Here is a 23006-nt window from a genome sequence, read left to right on the forward strand (position 1 = left end):
TGAGGTCAGTGCCCGACCGGCACCCCCGTGGCGTCGGCGGGCGTCGGCGTCCGCACGAACGCCGCGAGCACGATCACGGCGAGCGACAGGCACGCCGCGACGAAGAAGGCGGTGTGGATGCCACTGGCGGTGGCATCCACGATGTCGCTGCCCTCGGACGCAGCCGCAGCGGCACCCACGGTCATCAGCGTGACGAAGACCGCGGTGCCCGCGGCACCCGCCAACTGCTGCACGGTCGACACGATCGCCGACCCGTGCGGGTACAGCTCGCGCGGCAGCGAGCCGAGCGCCGAGGTCATCAGCGGGGTGAACATGAACGCCAGGCCCAGGCTCAGCACGCAGTGCACGGCGATGACGAAGCCGATCGGGCTCGCCGTCGACAGCATCGAGAAGCCCCACAGCGCGACGCTCGCCACGATGGCGCCGGGCAGGACGAGCGGGCGCGCGCCGAAGCGATCGAAGAGATTGCCCACGATCGGGGCCATGAGGCCCATCAACAGCCCGCCCGGCAGCAGCATCAGACCGGTGGGGAGCGTCCCCAGGCCCAACACGTTCTGCAGGTACAGCGGCAGCAGGATGAGCACGCCGAACAGCATCGTCATCGTCACGACGACGAGCACGACGGCTACCGTGAACGTCGAGTGACGGAACACGGCGAGATTCAACAGCACGCGGTCGGTCGAGCCCAGACGCAGCTGGCGCACGACGAACGCGGCGAGCGCGATGGCACCGACGACGAGCGGGACCCACACCGGCACGATCGCGTGTCCGCCGGCGGCTTCGCCGATGCTCGAGAGGCCGAAGATGATGCCGCCGAACGCAAGCGCAGAGAGCACGACCGAGAGGACGTCGAGGGTCACGCGGCGGGTGGCGGTGAGGTTCTGCACCCAGCGCGCACCGAGGGCGATCGCGACCAGGGCGATCGGCACCATGACGATGAACATCGCGCGCCACGGGAACACCGACAGGATGAGCCCCGACACCGTCGGACCCACGGCGGGTGCGACCGAGATGACGATCGAGATGAGCCCCATCATGCGTCCACGACGGTTCGCGGGCACGACGTTGAGCACGGTCGTGAACAGCAGCGGGATCATGATCGCCGTGCCGGAGGCCTGCACGATGCGACCGATCAACAGCACGCCGAAGCCGGGGGCGATCGCGGCGATGACGGTACCGAGAGTGAACAGCCCCATCGCGATGAAGAACAGCGTGCGCAGCGGGAACCGCTGGATGAGGAAGCCGGTCGTCGGGATGACGACGGCCATCGTCAGCAGGAACGCGGTGGTGAGCCACTGGGCGGTGGCGGCGGTGATGTCCAGCTCGCGCATGAGCTCGGGAAGAGCCACGCCCATGATCGTCTCGTTCAGGATGACGACGAAAGCGGCGACCACGAGAAGGGCGATGACGGCGCCCGGTCGGACGGGCTTCGCGGGCGGGGCGGCGGTGGGGATGGTTCCGGTGGCGACCATGGGTGACCAATCTGAGCAGAAGAAGACAAGTTGGCAGTTACTGCCAATAAGACATCGACTACTGTATCGGACATGAGCACCCCCTCCGCCCCCGGCCTGCGGGATCGTCGGCGACGGGAGACCGCGATGGAGATCTGCACCGCCGCCCTCGACCTTTTCGAGCAGAAGGGCGTCGCCGGCACGACGGTCGACGAGATCGCCGCCCGCGCCGGGGTATCACCCCGCACGTTCTTCCGCCTCGCCGGGACGAAGGAAGACGCGGTGTTCGTCGACGACGACAGGTTCGTCGAGGCGATCGCGGGAGTGGGCGAACCCGGTGACGACATCGCCACCCTGACCGCCGCGCTCCGCGGCGTCTTCGCCCGGGAGCTGGAGAGGCTGGATGCCGATCCCGAGGCGCGCGAGCGGTTCCTGCGGGTGCGCCGTCTCATCGGCCACGAACCGGCGCTCCTGGGCACCGCGATCCGGCGCGAGGTCACGTCATCCGACCGCTTCATCCCCGGGATCGCCGAGCGCACCGGGCGTCCCGACCTCGACGTCCGCACGGCCGCCGGCCTCACGGGTCTGGAGATGCGCACCACCCTCGACGAGTGGGCCCGCCGTCACGATCGCGGCGAGACCCACAGCCTCGTCGACCTGCACCGCGAGATCCACCGGCTGCTGGGCCGCGCCGCCGACGCCTGAGGCTCAGGTCTCGCGAGTGATCGTCACCTTCACCTTGAGCTGACTCTTGCCGGGACCGGCGTAGACCCCGCGCAGCGGCGGAACGTCGTTGTAGTCACGCCCGCGCCCCACGAGCACGTGGCGGTCGCCGATCTCGATGTTGTTCGTCGGGTCGAAGCCCTGCCAGTCGCCGGCGAACCACTCGACCCACGCGTGCGACTCCCCCGTCACGGCCTCGCCGATCTCGGCGGACGGCTTCGGGTGCAGGTATCCCGACACGTAGCGGGCGGGGATGCCGACTTCGCGCAGGGCACCGAGGGTGATGTGCGCGATGTCCTGGCACACGCCCTTGCGGGCCTCCCACGCGTCGACCGCGGTGGAGTGCACGCCGGTGACGCCCTGCATGTACTCGATGGCGTCGCCGACGGCTTCGGCGATCGCGTGAGCCGCGGGTCCGGGACGGTCGTGCTGCGCCGCGATCTCGCGCGCCAGCGCGACCACCTCGGGGTGGGGGGCCGTGCGCCGCGTCTGCACCAACTGCTCGACCGTCGTGATCGAGCGGGCCGCCTCGTCGCGCAGGGTGTCCCACGTGATGTCGGCGTGCTCGATGGGACGCGGCCGCACCTCGACGAGCGATCGCGCCGTGATCGTCAACGCCGCGTGCGGCGAGAGCACGTCGAATGCCGCCACCCGCGTGCCGAAGTAGTCGACGTACTGGTTCACCGAGGTCGACGGCTCGATGTCGAGCGACGAGCTCAGCACGAACTGGCTGTCGGTCGAGCCGGGCAGCATCCGCGCCTCGTTGTACGAGGCCACGACGTCGCCCGGGTAGGCGAACCCGGTCTGGTGTTCGATGCGCAGGCGCTTCACGAGATCTCTCCGATCCACGCGGGCTCGGCCTGCGTCGGGAAGAACCGCGACCGGATGGCCTCGGATGCCTCGCGGGTCACCGTCTGCACGCGCTGCATGTGCTCGGGGAGTTCGGCGAGGATGTCGCTGATGGGGCGGTACTCCAGATCGTTGCGGATCTGCCCCAGGGCCCGCAGCACCGTGTTGGAGTGGCCGACGCGGTCGGCGCGGGGGTCGATGGCGCTCATGCAGTCCTCGGCGCGCTGGATCGAGTAGATGATCGACCGCGGAAACAGTCGATCCAGGAGAAGGAACTCCGCGGCGTTGCGGGCACTCGGCATCCCGCGGTACGTGCGCAGGTACGCCTCGTACGCGCCGCAGGAACGGAGGATGGTCGTCCAGGACGGGCCCGACACCTCGGTGAGCGATCGCGTCGCCAGCAGGCGCGCCGTCATGTCCGCGCGCTCGATGCTGCGCCCGAGGGTGAAGAACTGCCACGCCTCGTCGCGGTTGGTGGACGAGTCGACGATGCCGATCGCCAAGGCCGCGCGCTCGCGCACCCACTGGAAGAACTCGTGCACCTTGTCGGTCTGCAGGCGTCGCGGCATCCGAGAGTTCGTCATGTTGAGGATCTCCCACAGCTCGGTGGAGACGATCTCCCGTGCACGGCGGGCGTTCTCACGCGCCGCCGTGATCGAGTACGCGATGCTCGACGGGTTCATGCGGTCGACGGCGAGACGAGCGAGCACGTCTTCTCGGCGGACGGTGTCGACGTTCTCGGGGAAGGGCGATCCCATGACGCTCAGGAGCGACCGGCAGGCGGTGTCCTCATCGATCCACGGGTCCTCCAGCAGAAGCTGCAGGTGAACGTCGAGGATGCGCGCGGTGCCGTCGGACCGCTCGATGTAGCGACCGATCCAGAACAACGACTCGGCGATACGGCTCAGCACGACGACACCTCCCCGGTCTGCTGCTGCTGCTCGGCCTGCGGGCCGTGCTCGACACCGGCGTCGGCTTGCTGCTGCTGCTCCTGCTGGTCGCGGTCGGCGCGCAGGTCGCGGGGGGCCGTGGCCGGCGCGGGCTGGCCGTCGTAGACGATCGGGATCGCCTCGGTCACGGCCGCCTGGTCGGCGACGAGACCGGACACGCCGTTGCCCTGGCCGTACTCGACGTGAGAGGGCGCGGAACCGCCCACGATCCACGTGTCCTTCGAGCCGCCGCCCTGGCTGGAGTTCACGACGAGCTGACCCTCGGGGAGCGCCACGCGCGTCAGACCGCCGGGGAGCACCCAGATGTCGTCACCGTCGTTGACGGCGAACGGGCGCAGGTCGGCGTGGCGCGGACGCATGCCGTCCTCGACCAGCGTCGGGATGGTCGAGAGCATGACGACCGGCTGCGCGATCCACCCGCGGGGGTCGGCCAGCAGCCGCTTCCGCAGCTTCTCGAGCTCCGCCGGCGAGGCGTCGGGGCCGACGACCAGGCCTTTCCCGCCCGAACCGTCGACGGGCTTCACGACGAGTTCGGGAAGACGGTCGAGCACTTCTTCTAGAGCACCCGGATCCTCGAGACGCCACGTGTCGACGTTCTTCAGGATCGGTTCCTCGGAGAGGTAGTACCGGATGAGGTCGGGCACGTACGTGTACAGCAGCTTGTCGTCGGCGACGCCGTTGCCCACGGCGTTCGCGATGGTGACGTTGCCCAGGCGCGCCGCCAGCATGAGGCCCGGGGCACCGAGCATCGAGTCGGCGCGGAACTGCAGCGGGTCGAGGAAGTCGTCGTCGACGCGGCGGTAGATGACGTCGACGCGCTGCGGACCGCGCGTCGTGCGCATGAACACCTTGCCGCCGACGCACAGCAGATCGCGGCCCTCGACGAGCTCGACGCCCATGAGGCGCGCGAGCAGCGTGTGCTCGTAGTACGCCGAGTTGTAGACACCCGGCGTGAGCACGACGATGTTCGGGTCGTCGATGCCGGGCGGGGCCGACGCGCGCAGCGCCGCGAGCAGCTTGTTGGGGTAATCGCCGACCGGTCGGACCCGCATGGAGACGAAGAGCTCCGGCAGGGTCTGCGCCATGACCCGGCGGTTCGAGATGACGTACGACACACCCGAGGGCACGCGCACGTTGTCTTCCAGCACCCGCATCTCGCCGTGCTCGTCGCGGATGAGGTCGATGCCCGACACCTGGATCCGCACGCCGTTGGCGCTGCGGATACCGGCGGCCTGGCGGTAGAAGTACTGCGACGACGCGATCAGGCCCGCCGGAAGAACGCCGTCCCGCACGCAGTGCTGGTTGCCGTAGGCGTCGTCGAGGAAGGCCTCCAGGGCTCGCACCCGCTGCTTCACACCGGCCTCGATGCGCGACCACTCGTCGTACGCGATGACCCGGGGCACGGCATCCAAGGGGAACGGACGCTCTTCGCCTGCGAAGTCGAACGTCACACCCTGGGCGAGGTAGGAGCTCGCGAGCGAGTCGGTGCGCCCGCGCAGTTCCTCCTGCGTCATCTGCGCCAGCGTCTGGTACAGCTCCCGATACGCCTCGCGCGAGGGCGCCGTGTCTCCCGGAGTGGCCGGGGCACCGAACATCTCGTCGTACGCCGGGATGCCGGATACGGTCTTGCGCGGCGCCAACGTGGAGCCGTAACCGTCGAACAGGTCACCCATGCCATGACTCTACTCAGCGTCGTGTTGCGGACAGGTTTCCCCCGCGCGGCTGTCGTCCTGGCTAGGCTGGCGCGACATCCGCCGCCTCGATCAAAGGTGCATCCATGCGCGTGCTCGTCACCAGTTCCCGGAACACGTTCGCCCTCGACCTCGTCCGCAAGCTCGGCAGCGTCGGTCACACGGTGTTCGCGAGCGACACCTACGACGGCGCCGTCGGCAACCACTCGCGATTCCTCGCGGGGCACCTGGTGACCCCGTCACCCCGGTTCGAGACGGATGCCTACATCGAGACGGTGAGCGCCTACGTGCGGGAGCACGACATCGACGTGATCCTCCCCACCTTCGAGGAGGTCTTCTATCTCGCCGCGCGCGTCGCGGACCTCCCCGAGGGCGTCGAGCTTTACGCGGGGAGCTTCTCCGACCTCGCCCGCCTGCACGACAAGGCGAGCTTCCAGCGCCTCGCCCAGGATGCCGATGTCCCCATCCCCGAGACGGTCGTGGTGACCTCGCCCGCGGAGCTGCGCACGGCGATCGACGGCTTCCCCCGGTACTTCGCGCGGGCGGCGTTCTCCCGCGGCGGGGTCGGGCTGCTGACGAACACCGGCCCCCTGGCCGGCAAGGTGCCGATCGAGGACTGCGTGCCCACGCCGGAGCAGCCGTGGCTCGTGCAGCCGTTCGTCGACGGACCGATGGTGTGCACCTACAGCGTCGTCGTCGACGGCCGCGTCACCGCGCACACGACCTACAAGGCCGCGGAGCAATGGGCCCACAGCACCGCGATCGCGTTCGTCGCCGTCGACAGCACGGACACGCTGCGGTACACGCAGCGGATCATCGACACCCTCGACCCGACGTTCACCGGGCAGATCTCGTTCGACTTCGTCGACCACGGCACCGACGGCGCTCCCGACTACAAGATCATCGAGTGCAATCCGCGGCCCACGAACGGCGTCATCCTGCTCGAGGCCGACGACGTCTCCCGCGCGATCGAGGGAGCCGTCGACCACACGGTCGTCGCCGTTCCCGGCACCGAGCGGCAGATCACGCTCGCCGTCCTCGCCGACGCGTTCACCGAGCCGCTGAAGCACCTCCCCACGACGCTGCACGATCTGATCCACGTCCGCGACGTGGGCGCCGGATGGTGGGACGACGCCGCGATGCTGTGGAGTCCCGCGACGATCGTCCACGGCGCGAAGATCTCGCACGGCGACCGCAAGGAGGTGCTGGCCGCGCTCGGCGACGACATCGTCTGGAACGGCGAGCCGATCGCGGGCATGAGCGCGGCGGACGCCGCCGCTCTGGAGGCCGTGCACTCCGGACGCGCCTGACCGCGTGAGGGGTCAAAAACTGTCGCCTGGCGAGCCGCTCGGCGACGAATATTGACCCCTCACGCGACAGGTCAGGGGCGCAGGACCACCTTGATGCAGCCGTCTTCCTTCTTCTGGAAGGTCTCGTAGAGGCCGGGGGCGTCCTCGAGCGGCGCGTGGTGCGTCACGAGGTCCATGACGCCGAGCGGGTCGGCGGGATCCTCGACGAGCGGCAGCAGGTCGTCGGTCCACCGCTTCACGTTGCACTGGCCCATGCGCATGCTGATCTGCTTGTCGAACATCGTCTTCATGGGGAGGACGTCCGCATCGCCGGCGTACACGCCGCTGAGCGAGACCGTGCCGCCGCGGCGGACGACGTCGATCGCCGCGTGCATCGCCGCGAGCCGGTCCAGGCCCGCGGTGTCCATGAGCTTCTGGGCGATCGCGTCGGGCAGCAGTCCGATGGCGTTCTGGGCGAAGGTGACCCCGGGGTTACCGTGCGCCTCCATGCCCACCGCGTCGACGGCGCCGTCGACGCCGCGACCCTCGGTGAGGTCGCGCAGCTCGTCGACCACCGTGTCGGTGAGGTCGAAGGTCTGCACCCCGTGGCGCTCGGCCATCGCGCGCCGCTCTGCCACCGGCTCGATGGCGAGAACGCGGTACCCGAGGTGCACGCCGATGCGTGACACGAACTGCCCCACGGGGCCGAGGCCCATGACCGCGAGCGTGCCGCCGTCGGGCACGTTGGCGTACTGCACGCCCTGCCACGCCGTCGGCACGATGTCGCTGAGGAACAGGTACCGGTCGTCGGGCAGATCGTCGCCGACGCGGATGTGGTTGTAGTCGGCCAGCGGGACGCGGAGGTATTCCGCCTGGCCGCCGGGCACCTGGCCGTAGAGCTTGGTGAAACCGAACAGCGACGCGCCGCTGTTGTACTCGCGCACCTGCGTGGTCTCGCACTGCGACTGCAGTCCGCGCAGGCACATGAAGCAGTGTCCGCACGAGATGTTGAAGGGCACGACGACACGGTCGCCGACCGACAGGGTCGTCACGGCGGAGCCCACCTCGACGACGACGCCCATGGGCTCGTGCCCGAGCACATCGCCCCGGTCGAGGAACGGACCGAAGAGTTCGTACAGGTGCAGGTCGGAGCCGCAGATCGCCGTCGAGGTGATCTTCACGATCGCATCCGTCGGTTCGAGGATCTGCGGGTCGGGGACCTCCTCGACGCTCACGTTGCGCTTGCCTTGCCAGGTCAATGCCTTCATGGTGCGGCCTCTCTCGTTCCGGGGGAGGTCTCAGTGTGCGGTCGGGGCTGCGCGCAACCGAGGTGGTTGACGAATGGCCGCAATACCCCCAGGGGTCTCAGGCTCCGGGCGCCGGGAGCGGCGGCGGAGCGTCGATCCAGGCGTGCACCTGCCGCAGGAACGCGGCATAGCCGGCCGGGGTACGCCCCGTGAAGCGGCCCGACGTCTCGACCTCGTGGACGTCGCTCGCGAGCTCGCGGGCGCCGATCGCACGCGCGGCTCGCACGAGCGCGACGTCTTCGTGCTCGTCGAGATCCGGGATGCCGCCCGCCGCGAGGTAGACGCTCGCGCGCACGCCGAGGTTGGCCCCGTGCACGTTCCCGGCCGGCAGGCCACGGTGATGCGTCGCACGCCAGTAGGCGCTGTGACGCGCACTGAGGTCGGCGAAGTCGGGGCGGACCGTCCCGAGGACCAGATCGGCACCGGCATCCGCCAGGTCGAGCTGATGGGTGATCCAGTCGAGCGGCACGACGGTGTCGGCATCCGTCATCGCGATCCAGGAGTCTTCGGGGCGGGCGTCGAGCGCCGACAGCGCGTGCGCGACACCGATCCGGCGCGCGGTGCCGACCCGGCGAGCCGAGATCTCGACCGTCTCGACCGGCCACCGCCGCGCCACTTCGGCGGTGGCGTCGCGGCACGCGTCGAGCACGACGACCACCGAGACGACGAGACCCGGCTCGCGCTCGCGCGCGTGCCTCACCGCGCGCGTCACGGAGGAGAGGCAGCGGCCGATGAGCGCCTCCTCGTCGTGCGCGGGGATCGCGACGGCGACGGCCCTCACGGAACGAGTCCCGCCTCGGCGGCGACCGACCGCGCCCCCGGCCGACCGAAGACCTCGAGCACGAAGTCCTCCTCCTCGTGGCGGACGAGTCGCACGAGATCGGGCCGCGACGCGAGGGCGTCGTGGACGCTGTCGCCGCTGCGCGGGTACTCGGCCACCGGATGCCGCCAGTGGCACGCGACGAGGTGACCGTCGGAGCTGAGCGAGCCGACGCTCGCCGCGAGCCCACGGTCGAGGTCGAGGTCGCCCCAGTAGTAGGCCACCTCCGACACGACGACCAGGTCGAACTCACCGCCCGGCCACCCGTCGGGGAGCATCACCCGGCGCAGTTCGACGTTCTCGCGCCCCGCGAGCCGTCGGCGCGCCTGCGCGAGCGCCGCGGTCGCCAGGTCGACGGCGAGGACGCGGTCGCACCGGTCGGCGAGCGCCACGGTCACGGCACCTGTGGAGCACCCGGCCTCGAACGCCGAGCGGTAGCGGCGCCGTGGCAGTGCGGCGAGCAGGACGGCGCGCTTGCGCTCCTCGTACCAGCGCGAGTCGAACCCCCACGGGTCGTCGTGGCGGGCGTACATGTCGTCGAAGTAGTCCGGGGCGACGCTGTCGGCGGCTGCGGGCGCCTCGGCGGCGACGGCATCCGGCTCTGCGCCGACGGCGGGTTCCTGCGCGAAGAACACCTCCGCGTCGCGCTCGAAGTGCGCGCGCATGCGGGCGTGCAGCAGGACCTCGTCGCCGGGGGCGGCCGACAACGGCAGGAGCTGACTCGCGTGCGCGGCGAGGGCCCGCGCCTTCGCCTCTCGGGCGTCGGGGTCGAGCGCGAGACGCTCGGCGCGCTCCCACGGGACGTCGTTCGGACCGCCCCAATGCCAGAGCCAGATCGGGAACGCGCGCGAACGCACGCCGCGCACCGCGCACACGGCCTCCACGACCTCGCCGACGACGCGATGATCATGGTGTCCGTCGCCGCGCCACGGCGAGAGCACGAGGACGCGGTCGTCGCCGGCCCGATCGAGCGCGTCCCGCAGAGCGGCGGCGACGGCATCCCGGTACTCCCCGGTGCCGCCGTCGGGGAGGCCGAGGAAGACGGGGGCGTCACCCAGGCCGACGATCCGGGCCGCCTCGACCAGCTCCCGGCGCCGGAGCAGCGCGAGGGTGGCCGGGCTGTGCGTGGGCGAGTCGGGGTGCGATGCCTCACCGTCGGTCGCGACGATGAGGTCGATCGCGACACCGCGCGCGGCCACGGTGGCCAGGAGCCCCGCCGCACCGAGACTCTCGTCATCCGGGTGCGCCGCCACGACGATCACGCGATCGACGTCGAGGTCGAGGGCGGGGAGAGCGGCCCCGAGTGCCGTGGTCCAGACGCGCTCGTCGGTGCCGGCGTCGCGGTGGTCGAAGCTCACCATGCGCCGTCCCCCGTCGCCACGTCGCCGCCGATCCTCGCGAGATCCCGCTCGGCGTGATGCTGCCGGAGATACAGCTGCAGGTCGGCCACGCGCCGGGCATGGGACTCATCGGCGACGAGGGGCGAGGGGCCGAGGGCGTGCGCGGCCTCGGCGAGCGACGTCTCGACGGCGTCGGCGACGACCGAACGCGCACGGGCGGCCCGGAGACTCTGGGATGCCGACCCGCCGGCGTCGAACACCGTCGCGGTCTCGACGAGCACGGCGCGTGCCGCCCACAGAGCGGTATCAGCCCGGCCGAGGTGGACGCGGGAGAGCTGGTCGGCGCGGTCGCCGCGCGCGGCCTCGGCGAGCGCCCGGCGCAGCGGCACCGCCCCGCCCCACCAGCACGCCGCGACTCCCACGCCCCCGTGCGCGAAGCCCGGTCGGCGCAGATACCATCCCGGATCGCCGACGGGGACTGCGGCCGCGCCGTCGACGTCGATCGGAGCGCTGACCACGCGCTCGAGACCGTGCGCGTACCAGGGACCGGACCGGGCGGTGACGGCCGGATCGCGCAGGTCGAGGGCGAAGAGCTGCCGGCGTCCGTCGTCGACCCAGGCGGTGACGAGCGCGTGCGAGAGGTCGGCGGCGAGAGAGCACCAGAGTTTCGTCCCGTGGAGCGTCCACGTTCCGGCATCCTGCCGCGCTTCCAGGCGAACGCCGGGCCCCTCGGCCGCGAACACGCCCCAGGTGCCGTCGCGATCGAGATCGAGGGGGATGCCGGCCGCGGCGGCCTCGTCCAGGATGCCGAGCGCGTCGAGGTGCGGTTCGAGCACGCGGGCCGCGGTGACGTCGCGCGCGGCGACCGAGGCGAGCAGCTCCCACGTCGCCGCCACCGAGCGGGGTCGGGCGACGTCGACGGCCCAGGCGAGTGTGGCGGCGATGTCGGTGCCGAACCCGTCGACGGCATCCGCCGCCGCGAGGGCAGTGCGGACGTCGTCGAGATCGGGGGTGTCGTCGGGAAGGAGGAGGGGGAACGGGGGATGAACGGCGTCGCTCATGCGGTCAGTCTCGCCGCTCGGCGCCGGATCGGAGAGGGCTTTGACAGCGGCGGCCGATCCCGACAGTGTCGCGGTCCGAGGGCGGGCGTCAGTGCCGCCGAACGCGGCGGTGCGTGAGTGCGTCGAGCCGGGCGAGAGGCCGGAGCAGGGCGGGGAACGACGCGGACAGCCCCGTCCGCGGCAGCCGGTCGAGGGCCGCCTCGTCGCCGGGCAGGAGGTGCTGCCGCCCGCGGACCAGACGCCGTGCCGCGTTGAGCAAGGCCATCGGGTGGGTGTCCAGCGCACTGTGCCCGTTGCGGATACGGACGAGCGTGGCATCCGGGGCCGTCCGGGCGACGCGTTCGGCGATCTCCGGGGGCGTGCGCAGGTCGCGGTCGCCCGTGAGCAGCACGAGAGGCCAGTCGAACCCGGATGCCGCGGCCGTCAGGTCGTACGGTTCTCCCGCGAACGCCGGGTAGCGGGAGGCCAGCGGGGCGTAGGTGAGAGCCGGGTCGAGCGGCAGCCCGTCGGCGGGCGCGCCGTAGTGCAGCTCGCGGAACGCGATGGTCCCCACGACATCGAACTCGTAGATGCCGGGGATTCGGGCGACCGAGCCGTCCCGCGAGGCGTAAGCGGCGAGCGCGCGCCACGCCAGTCCGGGGCGGTGCCGCACGAGGGGCGCGACGAGGTCGGGTCCGGCGAGTTCGTACGCCGCACGTACGACGTCGAGCACGACGCGCTCGTCGATGCCGTCGGCGACCAGGCGGCGCACTCCCTGGGCCAGGTCGTCGTCGGCATCCCAGAAAAGAGAACGCAGGCGGGCTCGTTCGAGGGCGAGGTCGTCGGTCGACTGCAGCGCGGAATCCAGCAGCATCCCCGCGACCCGTTCCGGATGCCGGACCCCGAAGCTCGACGCGAGATAACTGCCGTACGAAGAGCCGACGATGAACGCCCGCTCCGCTCCCTCCGCGTCGAGCACGGCGGCCAGGTCGTCGAGGACGGCGGTGATGCGCATCGCCTCGGGCGGGAGGACGTGCCCCGCGAGGTCGTGGCGGGAGCGCCCGATACCGCGGTGCTCGACCATGAGGACGTCGAGCCCACCCCGCGCCGCGCGGCGGCGCAGGCCCCGGTACGGCAGGACCGACGCCAGCCCGGGACCTCCCGGGATGATCACCGTCGGCGTCGATGTGCGCGGTCCGGTGCGCACGTAGCTCAGGTCGAAGGGCGGCACCCCGCCGGTCGCCGGTCGCCGCACCGTCCTCACGTTCTCAGGCATGTCTGCACGCTATCCCCGGTCGCGGGGCGTGAGGGGTCAGAATCTGTCGCTTCCCGCTCCCCATAAGCGACACATCTTGACCTCTCACGCGTTACACGGCGGGAATCGAGGGACCGAGCACCGCCAGCAGGCGCAGCTTCTCCGCGCTCTCACTACCGGGCACCGCGGTGTAGACCAGCAGCGAGTGGGACGTCTCGGGGTCGACGAGCGACTGGCAGTGCAGGTCGAGCGGGCCCACCGCGGGGTGGACGAACCTCTTCATCTGGCGCGGCTGCAGTCCCACCTCGTGCGCGGCCCACAGGGTGCGGAACTCCGCACTCCGCTCGAGCAGGTCGTCGACGAAGACGGCCGCGCGCGACCCGGGGCCGCGGCGACCCGCCAGCTCGCGCAGGCCCGCGGCGAAGAGCCGACTGAGGAACTCGTGCTCCTCGGCCGCGTACCGCGCGCGCGTGGCCGGATCGGTGAACCATCGGTATCCGAGGCTCCGCGCGCGGCCCGTCCGCAGCGACGCATCTCCGGTGAGAGCGACGCCGAGGGGCGACTGACGGAGCGTCTCGCCGAGTTCGGTGATGATCTCGGCGGGGGTGTCGTCGAGTCGGTCCAGGATCCGGAGCAGCCCCGGGCTGATGTGCTCGCCCACCGCGGATCGCTCGTCGGGCACGTGCCCGGCGAGACGGAACAGGTGGTCGCGTTCGGCTCGCGTGAGATGGAACCCCTGCGCGATGGCCGCGAGCATCTGCGGCGACGGCTGCGGCCCTCGCTCTCGCTCCAACCGGGCGTAGTAGTCGGTCGACATGTGCGCCAGTGCCGCAGCTTCTTCGCGGCGGAGCCCGGGAGTGCGGCGACGGATGCCTCGTGGCATCCCGACATCCTCGGGTTGCAGCGCCTCGCGCCGCGTGCGGAGGAAGTCCGCGAGGGCCGTCCGGTCGATCATGCTTCCTGTCTACCCGTCCGTGCACCGCGGAGCCAGGACGCGGCGATCCCCCTCTCGGACGAAGGAGCGGCCTGCTCAGCCGGGGATCGACGGGTCCTGGTTCGAGGGAGGCGTTCGAGCGCACGCTGGGATCTCCATCGACCCAGGAGACACCGTGACCGACACCGACATCCCCCTTCCCTCCCTCGCCGGCCGTCGGGCCGTGCTCACCGGCGGCAGCGACGGCATGGGCCTCGTCATCGCCGAGCGCCTCGCCGCGGCCGGCGCCGAGGTCGTGCTGCCCGTCCGCAACCGGGCGAAAGGCGACAAGGCCGTCCAGACGATCCGCGAGCGCGTCCCCGGCGCCCGCCTCGAGCTCCAGGATCTCGACCTGTCCTCGCTCGCGAGCGTCGCGGCCCTCGCCGAAACGCTCCGCGCCGACGGGCGTCCCGTACACCTGCTCATCAACAACGCCGGTGTCATGACGCCGCCCGCACGGCAGACGACGGCCGACGGCCTCGAACTGCAGTTCGGCACGAACCACCTCGGACACGTCGCCCTCGTCGGCGGCATCCTTCCGCTGCTCACCGCCGGGCGAGCGCGGATCGTGACGCAGGTGAGCATCGCCGCGCGCAGCGGGCGCATCGACTGGGACGACCTCCAGGCCGAACGCTCGTACAACGGGCAACGCGTGTACTCGGCGTCGAAGATCGCCCTGGGCCTGTTCGCGCGGGAACTCGACCGACGCAGCCAGGAGGCCGGCTGGGGCGTGCGGAGCGTGCTGTCGCACCCGGGCGTCGCCCCGACGAACCTGCTCGCGGCACGGCCCGAGATCGGCCGCGCGACCGACACCTCGGGGGTGCGCGCCATCAGGTGGATGTCACGTCACGGCATCCTGCTCGGGACCGTCCGATCCGCGGCACAGCCGGCACTCCTCGCCGCCACCACCCCCGAGCCGCGCAGTGACGTGCTGTACGGCCCGGGCGGCCCGATGAACCTCGGCGGCGCCCCGACGACCCACGCGATGTACCGCCCGCTGCGCGACATGGACCAGGCCGCACGCGTGTGGGAGGAGTCGGGGCGACTGGCCGGGGTCGCGCTGACCGTGTGAGACCTGCGCCCCGCACCCCATGCCTTCGCGCGTGCCGGTTGGCTGTGAGTTCCGGATACCGCGGCACCCACGTCGGCGGCACTGCCTATGCTCCGAACGTGGCATCCCGCACACCCGACCTCCTCGCGGCGCTCGCCGCGGTCTCGGCCACCGTGCTCGGCGCAGGGCTCGGCGAACTCACCGCCGCCGCCGTCGCACCCGCCGCGAGCCCGTTCGCGGTCATCGGCGGCGGGATGATCGACATCGCGCCGACGTGGGGGAAAGACCTCGCGATCAGCCTCTTCGGCACGAACGACAAGGCGGCGCTGCTCGTGGGCATCGCCGTGCTGCTCCTCGCGATCGCTGCCGTCGCCGGCATCGTCGAGAGGCATCGAGCTCCGTGGGGCCGCGTGATCCTGGCCGCGCTCGGGGCGGCCGGGGCGATCGTGTCGATGACTCGAGCCGACGCCGACCTGCTGTCGCCCGTTCCCTCGATCGTCGCCGGGGCTGCGGCGTCGATCGGCGGCGCGATGCTGATTGCGCGCCTGCGTCGGCCCGCTGCCGGTCCCGCGGACGCGGGTCTCACCCGCCGGAACGTCTTGATCCTGTCCGGCGTCGCGGTGGTGGTGGGAGCCCTCGCCGCGGTGGGCTCCGCGGCGGCGAGTGGCGGGGCGCGCGCGATCACGGCCGTCCGGGCAGCGCTGCGTCTGCCGACCCCGTCCACGACGACCCCCGTTCCCCCCACCGCCGAACTCGGCGTCGAGGGCCTCTCCCCCGTCATCACCCCGTCGGCGGACTTCTACCGCATCGACACCGCGCTGGTGGTTCCGCAGGTCGACCCGACGACGTGGTCGCTTCGCATCCACGGTCTCGTCGAGGAAGAGGTCGTCCTGCGATGGGACGACCTCGTCGCCCTTCCTCAGCGCGAGATCGTCGCCACCCTCGTGTGCGTGTCGAACGAGGTCGGCGGCGATCTGATCGGCACGGCCCGCTGGCTGGGCGTCCCGATCCGCGACGTGCTCGCCCGGGCACGTCCGACAGCGGATGCCGACATGGTGCTGTCGCACTCGATCGACGGATTCACCGCCTCGACGCCGCTGGAGGCCTTGACCGATGAGCGCGACGCGCTCCTCGCGATCGGCATGAACGGCGAGCCGCTGCCCCTCGCGCACGGCTTCCCGGTGCGCATGGTCGTCCCCGGACTGTACGGCTACGTCTCGGCCACCAAGTGGGTCACCGAACTCGAGGTGACCCAGTACGCCGTGGCCGAGGGGTACTGGACCTCGCGCGGCTGGTCGGCCCGCGGCCCGGTGAAGCTGGCATCCCGGATCGACGTCCCGCGCGCGGGCGCCCGCGTGACCGCGGGGCCCACGACCATCGCGGGCGTCGCGTGGCAGACCCACGTCGGCGTCTCGGGCGTCGAGGTGCAGATCGACGACGGCGCGTGGCAACCCGCGAAGCTCGCGACGGCGATCTCGTCCGACACGTGGGTGCAGTGGAGCCTGCCGTGGGACGCCACCGCGGGCGACCACACCGTCCGGTGCCGCGCCACGTCCGCCGACGGCGAGACCCAGACGCCGAACCGCGCCGCCCCCGCCCCCGACGGCGCGACCGGCTGGGACGAGGTGCGCGTCACCATCGCGTGAGGGGTCATTTTCTGTCGCCTGGAGCGACCCGAAGCGACAGAAGTTGACCCCTCACGCCCGGGTTACGCCAGCACGTGCCGCAGCTGCTCGATCGCCCAGTCGATCTCGGTCCCCCGGATCGTGAGGGGCGGAGCGATGCGGATCGTCTGCCCGTGGGTGTCCTTCACCAGTACGCCTCGCGCCAGGAGCTTCTCGGCGATCTCGCGACCGCTCCCCGCGGCCGGGTCGATGTCGACGCCCGCCCACAGCCCGGCCACGCGCACCGCGGTGACGCCGTGGCCGACGAGGGCCTCCAGCCCCTGCGCGAGGTGCTCGCCGAGCGCTTTCGCGCGGGTCTGGAACTCTCCGGATGCCAGCATCTCCACGACCCGCAGACCCACCGCGGCGGCCAGCGGGTTACCGCCGAAGGTCGAGCCGTGCTCGCCGGGACGGATGACGCCCAGCACGTCCTCGTTCGCGACGACCGCCGACAGGGGCAGGATGCCACCCCCGAGCGCCTTGCCGAGGAGGTACACGTCGGGCACGACGCCCTCGCGGTCGCACGCGAACGTCTCCCCCACGCGGCCGAGGCCCGACTGGATCTCGTCGGCGATGAACAGCACATTGTTCGCCGTGCAGATCTCCCGCACGCGGCGGAGGAACCCCTCCGGCGGGATCACGACGCCGGCCTCGCCCTGGATCGGCTCGAGGAGCACCGCGGCGGTGTTCTCGTCGATCGCGGCGGCGATGGCGTCCGCGTCTCCGTAGGGCACGTGGACGAAGCCGGGAGCGTACGGCCCGAAGTCGTCGTGGGCGACCGGGTCGTCGCTGAAGCCGACGATCGTCGTGGTGCGGCCGTGGAAGTTGCCGTTCGCGACGATGATCGTCGCGGCATCGGGGGCGATGCCCCTCGTGCGGTATCCCCACGCGCGGGCGACCTTGATGCCGGTCTCCACCGCCTCGGCGCCGGTGTTCATCGGCAGCACGAGATCCTTCCCGCACAGCTGCGAGAGCGCGGTGGCGAAGGGTCCGAGCTTGTCGTTGTGGAACGCGCGGCTCGTGAGGGTCAGACGCTCCAGCTGTTCCCGGGCGGCGGCGAGGATCGCCGGGTGTCCGTGGCCGAAGTTCAGCGCGGAGTACGCCGACAGCAGGTCGAGGTAGCGCTTGCCCTCGACGTCGGTGACCCAGACGCCCTCGGCGCGCGCGGCGACGACCGGCAGCGGGTGGTAGTTGTGCGCGACGTGCGCGCTCTCGGACGCGATGAGCTGCGCGCCGAGGTCATCCACGGCGGTGCTCATCGGGTGCCCCCGCGCAACTCGAGCGTGCAGCACTTGATGCCGCCACCGCCGAGCAGCAGCTCGGACAGGTCGACGAGGACGGGCGTGTAGCCGCGCTCGCGCAGCTGCGCCTCGAAGCCCTTGGCCCGCGGCGAGATGATGACGTTCTTGCCGTCGCTGGCGGAGTTGAGGCCGAACACGGCGCCATCGGCATCCGAGACCCGGATGGCATCCGGGTAGCGCTCGCGCAGGATCGCCTGGCTGCGCTCGTCGAACGCGGTCGGCAGGTACGCGATGTTGGCCTTGTCGACGCCCCCGGGACCCTCCACCGGGTCGAGCACGGCGATCGCGGTGTCGAGGTGGTAGAACCGCGGGTCGGTGAGCGTCAGCGACACGACCTCGCGCGAGAACACCTCGCCCACCTCGCGGTGGCTGTCACCGGTGGAGCGGAACCCCGTGCCGGCGAGGATCGTGTTGCCGACGAGCAGGAAGTCGCCCTCGCCCTCGTTGACCTCGACGGGCTCGGCGACCTGGAAGCCGTTCGCGGCGAACCAGTCGATGAACGCAGGGGCCTCGTCGGCGCGCTCGCGGAAGCGGAACTTCGGGCCGTACGCGACGCCGTCGATGACGAAACCGCCGTTGGCGGTGTAGACCATGTCGGGGAGGCCCTCGAGCGGATCGATGAGTTCGATCTCGTGCCCCAGCGACACGTAGGTGTCGTACAGCGACTGCCACTGGCGCAGCGCAAGGTCGGTGTCGGTGGGCCGCGACGGCTCCATCCACGGGTTGATGCTGTAGCTGACGGTGAAGTGCTCGGGCCGGCACATCAGGTACCGGCGGTGCTGCTGGACGCGCTCGATCGTCTCGGATTCGACGGCGGCGGCGGCGGGGTTCGCGGACATCTCTGCTCCTCGGAGAAGGTGCGGCGGACGCTGTCCTCTTGGCCCGGTGGCCCTTCGACCCGCCGGCACCGTGGCGCCGTGCGGGGAAAGGTCGGTCCGAGCACGCCGCGGCCATTGTCTCACGCGCGTGTGCGGGCGCGCGAGCGCCCGGGCGTGCGATGGGGCGCGGGCGGCCGGGGGGTCGCGGCACAATCTCAGCGATCCGCGACGGGTCAGCCGCATCCGGCACCGTCAGACTGAGGATGCGCGAATCGCTGAGGATGCGCACGCACTCCCGTCCCGCGGCACCACCTCTGCGATCCGCGCCGGGTCAGCGGCATCCACCCCGCCCGGGCTGAGAAAACGCGAATCGCCGAGCCTGCGCCGTCGCGCGGCGTCATCGACGCGGGGCCGGGCGCAGCGCCGTGGGAGGATTGCGGCGATGTCTGCCACCCTCGAGAACTCCGTCGTCTTCGACGAGGCCGCCGGTGTCGTCCGCATCCTCGATCGCCGCGTGTTCCCGGCGCGGGTCGAGTGGGTGGATGCCACGACCCCCGACGAGGTCGCTTCGGCGATCCGCGACATGGTGACCCAGAGCTCCGGGCCGCTGTACGCCGCGACCGCCGGTATGGCCCTCGCCGCCCTGCAGGTGCGGGGGCTGCCGCTCGGCGAGGCACGCACGGCGCTCGGCCGCGCGGGCCGCGCTCTCGCCACGGCGCGTCCGACGAACGCCCACCCCCGCGACGCGGTCGCCCGCATCCTCGCCGCCGGCCGCGACGCCGACGACACCGACGCCCTCGTGGCCGCGACGATGGAGACCGCGACCGCCGTCGACCGCGACTACCGCGAAGCGAGCCTGCGCCTCGGCCGGGCGACACTGTCGCTGCTGCCCGAGTCGCCGCGGATCCTCACGCACTGCTGGGCCGATGCCTACCTGTTCGGTCTCGTCGCCGCCGCCCGCGAAGCCGGTCGCGAGATCGAGTGGATCGCGACCGAGACCCGCCCGTACCTGCAGGGCGCCCGGCTCACCGCCCACTCGCTGCGCGAACTCGACCAGAAGGTGACGCTCATCACCGACGGCATGGCCGCCGCCGCCCTCGCCTCGCCGCGGGGCGTCGGGTCGGGCCCGATCGACGCCGTCGTCACCGCCGCCGACCGGGTCGCCCTCGACGGCTCGGTGGTGAACAAGGTCGGCACGCTCGCGCACGCGGCCGCGGCCGCGGCCTTCGGCATCCCGTACTACGCGATGGTCGAGGCGCCCGATCCCGGTGCACCGACCGGTGCGGACATCGTCATCGAGGACCGCGACCCGCGCGAGGTGCTGGAGGTGCTCGGGCAGCGCACCGCGAGCCCGCTCGTGACCGACGCGTGGTACCCCGCGTTCGACGTCACCCCGCCGCGCCTCGTGACCCGCATCGCGACGAGCCGCGGAACCTTCGAGCCCGCGCGCGTCGGCGAGCACTTCACGGCCGATCCGGATGCCACGGCACCCGACGCCGCACCGGCGCTCCGCCGTCGCCGATCCCCCGCCGAGCCCGCCCCGATCGCCGCGACCGTGCAGCCCGACACCGTCGCCTTCCGCCCCGTGTCCCCTTCCCCCGACGAGGATCCCCAATGACCGCCATCTCCGCCGACGTCGTCGTTCTCGACATCGAGGGCACGACCAGCGCCGCAGGCTTCATCCTCGGCGACCTCTACGACTACGCCCGTCCGCGCCTGGACGAGGTGCTCGGGCGCGACGACGACACCGTGCGGGGCGCCCGCGCCGACGCGATCGCCGAGACCGGTCTGGATGCCGATGCCACCGACGCCGAGGTCGCCGACGCGCTCCGCGGGCTCATGGCCTCCGACGTCAAGTCGACGCCGCTGAAGACGCTGCAGGGGATCATCTGGGCCGAGGGCTTCGCCGCGGGCGAGATCCACTCGCAGTTCTTCGAGGACGTGCCGCCGCAGCTGCGCGCGTGGCACGAGGCCGGCATCCGTCTCGCCGTCTACTCGTCGGGGTCGGTCGCGTCGCAGGTGCCGTGGTTCCGTCACGCGCCGCAGGGCGACCTCACCCCGATCGTCGAGGACTACTTCGACACGGTCAGCGCCGGGCCGAAGAAGGAATCCGGCTCGTACGACCGCATCGCGGCGGCCCTGGGGGTCGCGCCCGAGCGCGCGCTGTTCCTCACCGACCACCCCGACGAGGTCGCCGCAGCCCTCGCCGCCGGCTGGCGAGTCGTCGCGCTGGACCGCGCCGGGGAGCCGTGGCACGGCTCCGACTTCGCCGCGCCGGCGGTGGCATCCTTCGACGAGATCGAGCTCACACGATGACGCTCCCCCTCACCGCCCGCGTGCAGGAGGCCGGTGCCGCCCTCGCCGCGGAAGCCTCGCGCTTCTCGGGCTACGGCTGGATGCGCGGCACCTCGGGCAACCTCTCGCTCGTGATCGACCGGGATCCGCTGGTGCTCGCGGTCACGGCATCCGGTCTGGACAAGTCCGAACTCACCGATCGCGACGTCGTGCTCATCGGTGCCGACGGCGAGGCCCTCGACCCCGACGACCCGCGGCCGCCCTCCGCCGAGGCGGGACTCCACGCGCACATCGCCGCGCGCACGGGCGCGGGGGCGGTGTTCCACGTGCACGCGTTCGACGCGGTCGTCGCGGGACACCGGTGGCCGGGCGGGGTCGAGATCCGCGACATGGAGATGCTCAAGGGCATCGGCCACCGCGCACACGACGAGATCGTGACGATCCCGGTCATCGCGAACGACCAGGACATGACCGTCGAGGCCGCCCGCTTCGACGAGGTCTACCGCCCCGCAAACGCCGAGGTGCCCGAGGTGCCCGCGCTCATCGTCGCGAGCCACGGCATGTACGCGTGGGGCGTCGACGTCGCCGCCGCCCGCCGACACCTCGAGATCGCCGAGTGGCTGCTGCGCTTCGCCGTCGCGACGCGCTGAGCTGCGGCATCCGAGTCCTCTCCCCCGCACGAGAAACGCTTCCTGCACTGAGACACGCTCGCTGAGCGCGTTTCTCGGTGCAGCAAGCGTTTCTCGCCGGAGCATCCGGGGCAGCGACGGGGCACGGCGGGGGCAGACCGCGGACTACCGCGCGGGCACCAGCGCGCGGGCCTCGCGTTCCCAGGCCTGGGTCGCCACCTGCACGGCGTCCCACGGAGAGCCGAGCGGGGGCGTGTACGACAGGTCGAGGTCGCTCATCCCGGCGACCGTCATGCCGTGGTGGAGCGCCGCGGCATAGGTGTCGACGCGCTTGGAGATCTCGGCGCCGCGCGTGCCGACGAGCTGCGCCCCGAGCAGACGCCCGTCGCGGGTGTCACCGGTGATCCGGATGCTGATCGGGGTGGCGCCCGGGTAGTAGCGCTTGTGGTCGTCGGCGATCGCGGTGTGGCTGTGCGGGGCGAAGTCCGCGGCGACGGCCTCGTGGTCGCGCAGACCGGTGCGCGCGGCGACGACATCGAACACCTTCACGACCTGCGTGCCGAGGCTGCCCGCGAACCGGGCGTCGCCGCCGATCGCGTTCTCGCCGGCGACGCGGCCCTGCTTGTGAGACGTGGTCCCGAGCGGCAGGTACGTCACGCCGAGGAGACGGTGGTGGGTGACCACGCCGTCGCCGGCGGCCCAGACGTTCGGCAGACCCGTGCGCATCCGCTCGTCGACGACGACCGCACCGCCGGCGCCGGTGGAGGCGCCTGCCGCGGTGAGCAGCTCGGTGTTGGGGCGGACCCCGACCACGACCAGCACGAGGTCGGCGGTGTGGGCGACGGGATCGCCGTGGTGCGTGCCGGTGACGGTGAGACGCCCACCCTCGCGGGCGACCGAAGCCACGCGGGTGTCGGTGCGGACGTCGACGCCGTGCCGGGTGAGCTCGTCGTGGACGAGGGAGCCGAGCTCGGGGTCGAGGGTCGACAGCACCTCTGGTCCGCGCTGCAGCTGCGTGACGTGGAGCCCCCGCACGGTGAGGGCCTCCGCCATCTCGAGACCGACGTACCCGGCGCCGACGATGATCGCGCTCTGGGGCTCACGCTCGTCGAGGTATCGCTCCAGGGCGAAGGTGTCGCCCATCGAGTGCAGCAGGTGCACGCCGTCGTCGGGTCCGAGCTCGTCGAGCCCCGCGATGCCGGCGGTCGCGGGTGACGCGCCGGTGCCGACCATGAGGGCGTCGTAGGGAATCGTCGACTCGGTGCCGTCGGCGGCGCGCACGGCGAGCTTCTGACCCGCGACGTCGATGCCGGTGGCGAGGGTGTCCAGGCGCAGCGTCATGCCGGTGGCTTCGAGATCGGCGTGGGTGCGGTGCGCCAGCGACTGCCACGGCTGCACCTCCCGCGAGAAGAAGTATGGGATGCCACAGATGGAGAAGTTCGGGTAGGCGTCGGCGACCACGACCGTGACGTCGACGGAGGGGTCGAGCTCACGGGCGCGCAGCGCGGTGGAGATTCCGGCGTCACTTCCGCCGATGGCAACGAGGTGCATGAGGACCTT

Annotated in this window: 20 protein-coding genes; 7 read left to right on the forward strand and 13 right to left on the reverse strand. The window is 71.7% G+C overall.

Annotated features, from left to right (window positions below; translation table 11 throughout):
• Positions 1-5: 5 nt before the first annotated feature.
• Positions 6-1472 carry an MDR family MFS transporter gene (locus AC3WLZ_RS14970; RefSeq protein WP_412925704.1) on the reverse strand — a complete coding sequence of 489 codons (1467 nt, stop codon included), beginning with the start codon at positions 1470-1472 and terminating at the stop codon, positions 6-8.
• 72 nt (positions 1473-1544) lie between these two features.
• Here AC3WLZ_RS14970 and AC3WLZ_RS14975 point away from each other — a divergent pair, with 72 nt between their 5' ends.
• Positions 1545-2156: a TetR/AcrR family transcriptional regulator gene (locus tag AC3WLZ_RS14975; RefSeq protein ID WP_412925705.1), complete on the forward strand. Its 612-nt coding sequence runs from the start codon at positions 1545-1547 to the stop codon at positions 2154-2156.
• Between the two features lie 3 nt (positions 2157-2159).
• Here the strand turns inward: AC3WLZ_RS14975 and AC3WLZ_RS14980 are convergent, their stop codons facing one another.
• The 3 genes from AC3WLZ_RS14980 to AC3WLZ_RS14990 are packed head-to-tail and all read right to left on the reverse strand — an operon-like array spanning position 2160 to position 5646.
• Positions 2160-3005 carry a transglutaminase family protein gene (locus AC3WLZ_RS14980; RefSeq protein ID WP_412925706.1) on the reverse strand — a complete coding sequence of 282 codons (846 nt, stop codon included), beginning with the start codon at positions 3003-3005 and terminating at the stop codon, positions 2160-2162.
• Positions 3002-3934 carry an alpha-E domain-containing protein gene (locus AC3WLZ_RS14985; protein WP_412925707.1) on the reverse strand — a complete coding sequence of 311 codons (933 nt, stop codon included), beginning with the start codon at positions 3932-3934 and terminating at the stop codon, positions 3002-3004. Before AC3WLZ_RS14985 ends, AC3WLZ_RS14980 begins: the two co-directional genes overlap by 4 nt.
• Positions 3928-5646 (reverse strand): circularly permuted type 2 ATP-grasp protein, encoded by a 1719-nt coding sequence (locus AC3WLZ_RS14990; RefSeq protein WP_492470575.1) that lies wholly within the window; start codon positions 5644-5646, stop codon positions 3928-3930. The genes AC3WLZ_RS14985 and AC3WLZ_RS14990 overlap by 7 nt, the downstream gene beginning before the upstream one ends.
• Positions 5647-5750: 104 nt before the next feature.
• Between AC3WLZ_RS14990 and AC3WLZ_RS14995 the strand changes: the two genes are divergently transcribed.
• Positions 5751-6974, forward strand: coding sequence for an ATP-grasp domain-containing protein (locus AC3WLZ_RS14995; protein ID WP_412925709.1), 1224 nt, complete (start codon positions 5751-5753; stop codon positions 6972-6974).
• A gap of 71 nt (positions 6975-7045) precedes the next feature.
• Here the strand turns inward: AC3WLZ_RS14995 and AC3WLZ_RS15000 are convergent, their stop codons facing one another.
• The 6 genes from AC3WLZ_RS15000 to AC3WLZ_RS15025 all read right to left on the reverse strand — a co-directional run bounded on the left by AC3WLZ_RS15000 (position 7046) and on the right by AC3WLZ_RS15025 (position 13670).
• A complete protein-coding gene (locus tag AC3WLZ_RS15000) occupies positions 7046-8221 on the reverse strand; it encodes a zinc-dependent alcohol dehydrogenase (protein WP_412925710.1) in 1176 nt (391 codons plus the stop codon).
• Between the two features lie 97 nt (positions 8222-8318).
• Positions 8319-9041: a glycosyltransferase family 2 protein gene (locus tag AC3WLZ_RS15005; protein ID WP_492470576.1), complete on the reverse strand. Its 723-nt coding sequence runs from the start codon at positions 9039-9041 to the stop codon at positions 8319-8321.
• On the reverse strand, positions 9038-10441 hold the full coding sequence (locus AC3WLZ_RS15010; protein WP_492470577.1) for a PIG-L family deacetylase: 1404 nt from the start codon (positions 10439-10441) through the stop codon (positions 9038-9040). Before AC3WLZ_RS15010 ends, AC3WLZ_RS15005 begins: the two co-directional genes overlap by 4 nt.
• Positions 10435-11481, reverse strand: coding sequence for an acyl-CoA dehydrogenase family protein (locus AC3WLZ_RS15015; protein ID WP_412925713.1), 1047 nt, complete (start codon positions 11479-11481; stop codon positions 10435-10437). The genes AC3WLZ_RS15010 and AC3WLZ_RS15015 overlap by 7 nt, the downstream gene beginning before the upstream one ends.
• Before the next feature lie 88 nt (positions 11482-11569).
• Positions 11570-12736, reverse strand: a complete 1167-nt coding sequence (locus AC3WLZ_RS15020; protein ID WP_492470578.1) for an alpha/beta fold hydrolase — start codon at positions 12734-12736, stop codon at positions 11570-11572.
• A gap of 91 nt (positions 12737-12827) precedes the next feature.
• Positions 12828-13670 carry a helix-turn-helix transcriptional regulator gene (locus AC3WLZ_RS15025; RefSeq protein ID WP_492470579.1) on the reverse strand — a complete coding sequence of 281 codons (843 nt, stop codon included), beginning with the start codon at positions 13668-13670 and terminating at the stop codon, positions 12828-12830.
• Between the two features lie 154 nt (positions 13671-13824).
• On the opposite strand from AC3WLZ_RS15025, the gene AC3WLZ_RS15030 reads away from it, so the two are divergent.
• Both AC3WLZ_RS15030 and AC3WLZ_RS15035 read left to right on the forward strand, forming a co-directional pair.
• Positions 13825-14760 carry an SDR family oxidoreductase gene (locus AC3WLZ_RS15030; protein ID WP_492470580.1) on the forward strand — a complete coding sequence of 312 codons (936 nt, stop codon included), beginning with the start codon at positions 13825-13827 and terminating at the stop codon, positions 14758-14760.
• A gap of 98 nt (positions 14761-14858) precedes the next feature.
• Positions 14859-16385: a molybdopterin-dependent oxidoreductase gene (locus AC3WLZ_RS15035; protein ID WP_492470581.1), complete on the forward strand. Its 1527-nt coding sequence runs from the start codon at positions 14859-14861 to the stop codon at positions 16383-16385.
• A gap of 62 nt (positions 16386-16447) precedes the next feature.
• Here the strand turns inward: AC3WLZ_RS15035 and rocD are convergent, their stop codons facing one another.
• Positions 16448-17662 (reverse strand): ornithine--oxo-acid transaminase, encoded by a 1215-nt coding sequence (rocD, locus tag AC3WLZ_RS15040; protein ID WP_492470582.1) that lies wholly within the window; start codon positions 17660-17662, stop codon positions 16448-16450.
• Entirely contained in the window at positions 17659-18543 is an 885-nt protein-coding gene (gene ddaH, locus AC3WLZ_RS15045) for a dimethylargininase (RefSeq protein WP_492470583.1), read from the reverse strand. Before ddaH ends, rocD begins: the two co-directional genes overlap by 4 nt.
• 421 nt (positions 18544-18964) lie before the next feature.
• Between ddaH and AC3WLZ_RS15050 the strand changes: the two genes are divergently transcribed.
• From AC3WLZ_RS15050 to mtnB, 3 genes are read left to right on the forward strand one after another with little or no spacing between them, the layout of a single operon-like run.
• Positions 18965-20140 carry a translation initiation factor eIF-2B alpha/beta/delta subunit family protein gene (locus AC3WLZ_RS15050; protein WP_492470584.1) on the forward strand — a complete coding sequence of 392 codons (1176 nt, stop codon included), beginning with the start codon at positions 18965-18967 and terminating at the stop codon, positions 20138-20140.
• Positions 20137-20838: an acireductone synthase gene (mtnC, locus tag AC3WLZ_RS15055; protein ID WP_492470585.1), complete on the forward strand. Its 702-nt coding sequence runs from the start codon at positions 20137-20139 to the stop codon at positions 20836-20838. The genes AC3WLZ_RS15050 and mtnC overlap by 4 nt, the downstream gene beginning before the upstream one ends.
• Positions 20835-21467: a methylthioribulose 1-phosphate dehydratase gene (mtnB, locus tag AC3WLZ_RS15060; protein ID WP_412925722.1), complete on the forward strand. Its 633-nt coding sequence runs from the start codon at positions 20835-20837 to the stop codon at positions 21465-21467. The genes mtnC and mtnB overlap by 4 nt, the downstream gene beginning before the upstream one ends.
• A 144-nt stretch (positions 21468-21611) precedes the next feature.
• Here the strand turns inward: mtnB and AC3WLZ_RS15065 are convergent, their stop codons facing one another.
• On the reverse strand, positions 21612-22997 hold the full coding sequence (locus tag AC3WLZ_RS15065) for an FAD-dependent oxidoreductase (RefSeq protein WP_492470586.1): 1386 nt from the start codon (positions 22995-22997) through the stop codon (positions 21612-21614).
• Between the last annotated feature and the right edge of the window lie 9 nt (positions 22998-23006).

The sequence above is a fragment of the Microbacterium sp. FW305-3-2-15-F-LB2 genome (assembly GCF_058787255.1).

What these genes read in the sequence shown, in the direction of transcription:
- AC3WLZ_RS15020 (WP_492470578.1), bottom strand. Translation starts at nt 12,736, where the DNA reads ATGCCTGAGAACGTGAGGACGGTGCGGCGACCGGCGACCGGCGGGGTG.
- mtnB (WP_412925722.1), top strand. Translation starts at nt 20,835, where the DNA reads ATGACGCTCCCCCTCACCGCCCGCGTGCAGGAGGCCGGTGCCGCCCTC.
- AC3WLZ_RS15000 (WP_412925710.1), bottom strand. Translation starts at nt 8,221, where the DNA reads ATGAAGGCATTGACCTGGCAAGGCAAGCGCAACGTGAGCGTCGAGGAG.
- mtnC (WP_492470585.1), top strand. Translation starts at nt 20,137, where the DNA reads ATGACCGCCATCTCCGCCGACGTCGTCGTTCTCGACATCGAGGGCACG.
- AC3WLZ_RS15065 (WP_492470586.1), bottom strand. Translation starts at nt 22,997, where the DNA reads ATGCACCTCGTTGCCATCGGCGGAAGTGACGCCGGAATCTCCACCGCG.
- AC3WLZ_RS14995 (WP_412925709.1), top strand. Translation starts at nt 5,751, where the DNA reads ATGCGCGTGCTCGTCACCAGTTCCCGGAACACGTTCGCCCTCGACCTC.
- ddaH (WP_492470583.1), bottom strand. Translation starts at nt 18,543, where the DNA reads ATGTCCGCGAACCCCGCCGCCGCCGCCGTCGAATCCGAGACGATCGAG.
- AC3WLZ_RS15010 (WP_492470577.1), bottom strand. Translation starts at nt 10,441, where the DNA reads ATGGTGAGCTTCGACCACCGCGACGCCGGCACCGACGAGCGCGTCTGG.
- AC3WLZ_RS14990 (WP_492470575.1), bottom strand. Translation starts at nt 5,646, where the DNA reads ATGGGTGACCTGTTCGACGGTTACGGCTCCACGTTGGCGCCGCGCAAG.
- AC3WLZ_RS14970 (WP_412925704.1), bottom strand. Translation starts at nt 1,472, where the DNA reads ATGGTCGCCACCGGAACCATCCCCACCGCCGCCCCGCCCGCGAAGCCC.
- AC3WLZ_RS14975 (WP_412925705.1), top strand. Translation starts at nt 1,545, where the DNA reads ATGAGCACCCCCTCCGCCCCCGGCCTGCGGGATCGTCGGCGACGGGAG.
- rocD (WP_492470582.1), bottom strand. Translation starts at nt 17,662, where the DNA reads ATGAGCACCGCCGTGGATGACCTCGGCGCGCAGCTCATCGCGTCCGAG.
- AC3WLZ_RS15015 (WP_412925713.1), bottom strand. Translation starts at nt 11,481, where the DNA reads ATGAGCGACGCCGTTCATCCCCCGTTCCCCCTCCTCCTTCCCGACGAC.
- AC3WLZ_RS15050 (WP_492470584.1), top strand. Translation starts at nt 18,965, where the DNA reads ATGTCTGCCACCCTCGAGAACTCCGTCGTCTTCGACGAGGCCGCCGGT.
- AC3WLZ_RS15025 (WP_492470579.1), bottom strand. Translation starts at nt 13,670, where the DNA reads ATGATCGACCGGACGGCCCTCGCGGACTTCCTCCGCACGCGGCGCGAG.